The organism is Streptomyces sp. E2N166, from assembly GCF_003671715.1.
GTDB lineage: Bacteria > Actinomycetota > Actinomycetes > Streptomycetales > Streptomycetaceae > Streptomyces > Streptomyces thinghirensis.
The window spans coordinates 44,126-47,989 of sequence record NZ_RAIF01000025.1 but is presented as its reverse complement, the minus strand read 5'-3'; the positions used below and the strand labels follow the sequence as shown (position 1 = coordinate 47,989).

Here is a 3,864-nt window from a genome sequence, read left to right as displayed (position 1 = left end):
ACGTACGCCTGCCGAGGCGGCCACGCTCCGCCGCCTCCGGGGCGCCGCGACGCAGGCGGCGGAAGCGTCACACCCCCAGTTCCGCCGCGACCCGCCCCGCCCGCACCGCGTCCACCAGCTCCGCGTGGTCCGCCTCCGTGCGGTCGGCGTAGGCCACGGCGAAGGCGGCCACCGCCTCGTCCAGCTCGTCGTTCTTGCCGCAGTAGCCGGCGATGATCCGCGGGTCGGCGCTGTGCGCGTGGGCGCGGGCCAGCAGGGCGCCGGTCATGCGGCCGTAGTCGTCCATCTGGTCGGCGGCCAGGGCGGTGGCGTCGACGCTGCCCTTGCGGTTGCGGAACTGCCGTACCTGGAACGGCCGCCCGTCGACCGCCGTCCAGCCCAGCAGCATGTCGCTGACCACCTGCATCCGCTTCTGCCCCATGACCACCCGGCGCCCCTCGTGCGCGGCCTCGGGGGCGTCGAAGCCGACGGCCGCCAGATGGGGCAGGAGCGCGGAGGGCCTGGCCTCCTTCACCTGGAGCACGAGCGGCTCGCCGCGGTGGTCCAGGAGCAGCACGACGTACGACCGCGTGCCCACGCTGCCGGTGCCGACGACCCGGAAGGCGACGTCGTGCACCGCGTACCGGGCCAGCAGCGGGAGCCGGTCCTCGGAGAGCGTGGCCAGGTACGGCTCCAGGGCGGCCGCGACGGCCGCCGCCTCCCCGGCCGGGACGCGCCGCAGCACCGGCGGGACGTCGGCGAAGCGCCGCCCGCCGTCCTCGGTGGCCTCGGTGGACTTGGCGGCGAAGCGCCCGCTGGTGTTGGCCCGGGCCTTCTCGGCCACCCGCTCCAGCGTGCCGAGCAGGTCGTGGGCGTCGGTGTGGGAGACGAGTTCCTCGTCCGCGATGGCGTTCCAGGCGTCCAGCGTGGGGAGCTTCGCCAGCAGCCGCATGGTGCGCCGGTAGGCGCCCGCCGTGTCGTGGGCGGCCTCGCGGCAGGTGTCCTCGTCGGCGCCGGCCTCCCGGCCCGCCAGGACGATCGAGGCGGCGAGCCGCTTGAGGTCCCACTCCCAGGGGCCGTGGACGGTCTCGTCGAAGTCGTTCAGGTCGATGACCAGGCCGCCGCGGGCGTCACCGTAGAGACCGAAGTTGGCGGCGTGCGCGTCGCCGCAGATCTGGGCGCCGATCCCCGTCGTCGGCGTACGCGCCAGGTCGTACGCCATCAGCCCCGCCGACCCGCGCAGGAAGGCGAACGGCGTGGCGGCCATCCGCCCGACCCGGATCGGGGTGAGCCCGGGTATCCGGCCGCGGTTGGACTCCTCGACCGCGCTCACGGCGTCCGGGCGGGAGGCGTCCAGGGTGAGGTCGGCGTGCGCGGACCGCGGAACTCGCGTGCGCAGCGCCTTGCCCTCGGCCTTCGGGGAGCCGCCGACGGGCCACCGCGCGAACCCCGGCACGACCGGCACCCGCACGCCCCCCTCCGGTTCCTCGACCGCGCCCGGTCCCGCGTCCGCACGCGCCCCCGCCGCCGTCCCCGCCGTCGCCTCGGTCATCGCGACCGCCCTCCCCGTACTCGTACCCGTACGCACACCCGTGCCGTACCCATGTCCGCGCCGCCCCCTCCCGGGCGCCGACGCGCCACGACCGTACCCCCGGGTGATCCGCCCGTACACGGGTCCCGCCCGCCCCGTTCCGCCGCCCGCATAACGCCGGGCAGGGGGCGAAACAGGAGGTGCCCGGGCCCCCACCGGCCCGCATACGGTTTCCAGCGATCACCACGGAGCGCGCCCGCCGAAGCACCGACAGCAGCCTGCCCCGCGCGGCGGGCGCGCTCCCTGTCCCCGACGTGCCGGATGTCGCACGTCCCGTCCGGCTTCCCCAGGGACCACCCCACCGAGGAGACCGAGGAACCGCCATGACCTCCGACGCCCCCACCACCCCCGACGAACCCGGCACCGGGCCCGGACCGCACACCGGCCCCGGCCCCGGCACCACCGCCGACCGCGGCATCAGCCGCAAGACGCTGCTCAGGGCGGCCGTCGCCGCCGGCGCCGCCGTCCCGCTGCTCGCCACCGGCTCCATCGCGCTCGCCCGGGACGCCGCCCGCTCCTCCACCGGGGAGGCCCTGCCGCCGACCCCCTTCTGCGACGACGGCGACGACCCGACGCCCGACCAGATGGAGGGCCCGTACTTCAAGCCGAACTCCCCGCTGCGCACCAATCTGGTGACTCCCGGCACCGCCGGCACCCGGCTGACCGTCAGCGGCTACGTCTTCGGCCGCAACTGCGTCCCGCTGCCCGGCGTGCTCCTCGACTTCTGGCAGGCCGACAACGCCGGCGCCTACGACATGGCCGGATACGCCTTCCGCGGCCACCAGTTCACCGACGCCACGGGCGCGTTCTCGCTGCGGACGATCGTCCCCGGCCTCTATCCGGGCCGTACCCGGCACATCCACGTCAAGGCGCAGGCACCCGGTGAACCCGTACTGACCACCCAGCTGTATTTCCCCGGCGAGCCCCGCAACAGCACGGACGCCCTCTTCGACCCCGCGCTGCTGATGAACGTCCGCGGCGCCGGCGGCGGCAAGGAGGGGAGCTTCGACTTCGTCCTGAACGTGGACGGCGGTCCGGGCCCCGGCCCCACCGACCCGCCCACCGACCCGCCGAGCGGCACCTGGGCGGCCGGCCGCTCCTACGCCGTCGGCGACGGGGTCACGTACGGCGGCGGCTCCTACCGCTGCCTCCAGGCGCACACCTCGATGGCGGGCTGGGAGCCGCCCAACGTGCCGGCCCTGTGGCGCCGCGAGTCCTGAGACCTTCCTCACAGCGCACCGCGCCCCCTGGCGTCCCCCCGCAGAGCGACCGCGTCCGAGCATGCGGAAGCCCCCCAGGTCCGAGACCTGGGGGGCTTCCGGCTGGTGCGCGAGGGGGGAGTTGAACCCCCACGCCCTTGCGGGCACTGGAACCTGAATCCAGCGCGTCTGCCTATTCCGCCACCCGCGCATTGGGTGTGTCCTCGGGGCCTTTCCTTGCGGTCCGGCGCCTTCCGACACGAGAACATTAGCACGCTGGAACGGGTGGATTCACATCCCTTTCCAGGCGGGGGCAGGCCACGCACGACGCCCCGGGAGCAGGGCGCCCGCCCTCCTTCGGGCACTCGGGCACTCGTATCGGCCCGTGTCCGTTCACGTATCAACCTCGTACCGGTCCGGCCCGTCTCCCCAGGAGCCGGTAGGGGTCCACAGTCAGGTGCGGGACACTGGTCTGCGGCCGCCTCTACGATCCTGGGCATGAGTACCTGCGGGAGAGCTTCCCGAAGGACCCCGAGAGTTCGAAGGGGAGCTCCGGCGGGAACTCCGAGAGGCGTCGACACCCGTCGACCGGGCCGACAGGGGGAACCAGCCGATCGACCGGCGCGTGGATACGATCAGTAAGCAGTACCAAGTAGGCAGTGCGCGGGTGAGCGGTACACGCGCAAGCAGTACGCAAGGCAGCGGACAGGACGGCAGCGACGGAGGAGGTGCCCCATGGGAGTCCTGAAGAAGTTCGAGCAGCGTCTCGAAGGTCTGGTCAACGGCACCTTCGCGAAGGTCTTCAAGTCCGAGGTGCAGCCCGTGGAGATCGCGGGAGCGCTCCAGCGCGAATGCGACAACAACGCGACCATCTGGAACCGCGACCGCACCGTCGTACCCAATGACTTCATCGTGGAACTGAGCACGCCCGACTTCGAGCGCCTCAGCCCCTACTCCGGCCAGCTCGGCGACGAGCTCGCCGGCATGGTCCGCGACTACGCCAAGCAGCAGCGCTACACCTTCATGGGACCGATCAAGGTCCACCTGGAGAAGGCGGACGACCTCGACACCGGTCTGTACCGGGTACGCAGCCGT

2 protein-coding genes, 1 tRNA gene and 1 pseudogene are annotated in these 3,864 nt (G+C 73.3%); 2 read left to right on the top strand and 2 right to left on the bottom strand.

The window, feature by feature from the left end; genetic code table 11:
• Nucleotides 1-67: 67 nt before the first annotated feature.
• The gene (locus EBH09_RS18190) at nt 68-1,531 is read right to left on the bottom strand and encodes a DUF2252 domain-containing protein (RefSeq protein WP_121748053.1); all 1,464 of its coding nucleotides are present in this window, start codon (nt 1,529-1,531) and stop codon (nt 68-70) included.
• A 362-nt stretch (nt 1,532-1,893) separates the two neighbouring features.
• Between EBH09_RS18190 and EBH09_RS18185 the strand changes: the two genes are divergently transcribed.
• Entirely contained in the window at nt 1,894-2,790 is an 897-nt protein-coding gene (locus EBH09_RS18185) for a carbohydrate-binding protein (protein ID WP_121748052.1), read from the top strand.
• A 103-nt stretch (nt 2,791-2,893) separates the two neighbouring features.
• Here the strand turns inward: EBH09_RS18185 and EBH09_RS18180 are convergent.
• Nucleotides 2,894-2,980, bottom strand: a tRNA-Leu gene (locus EBH09_RS18180).
• A 524-nt stretch (nt 2,981-3,504) separates the two neighbouring features.
• Between EBH09_RS18180 and fhaA the strand changes: the two are divergent.
• Nucleotides 3,505-3,864, top strand: a pseudogene (gene fhaA / locus EBH09_RS18175) (antibiotic biosynthesis regulator FhaA); the annotation flags it as partial.

What these genes read in the sequence shown, in the direction of transcription:
- EBH09_RS18190 (WP_121748053.1), bottom strand. Translation starts at nt 1,531, where the DNA reads ATGACCGAGGCGACGGCGGGGACGGCGGCGGGGGCGCGTGCGGACGCG.
- EBH09_RS18185 (WP_121748052.1), top strand. Translation starts at nt 1,894, where the DNA reads ATGACCTCCGACGCCCCCACCACCCCCGACGAACCCGGCACCGGGCCC.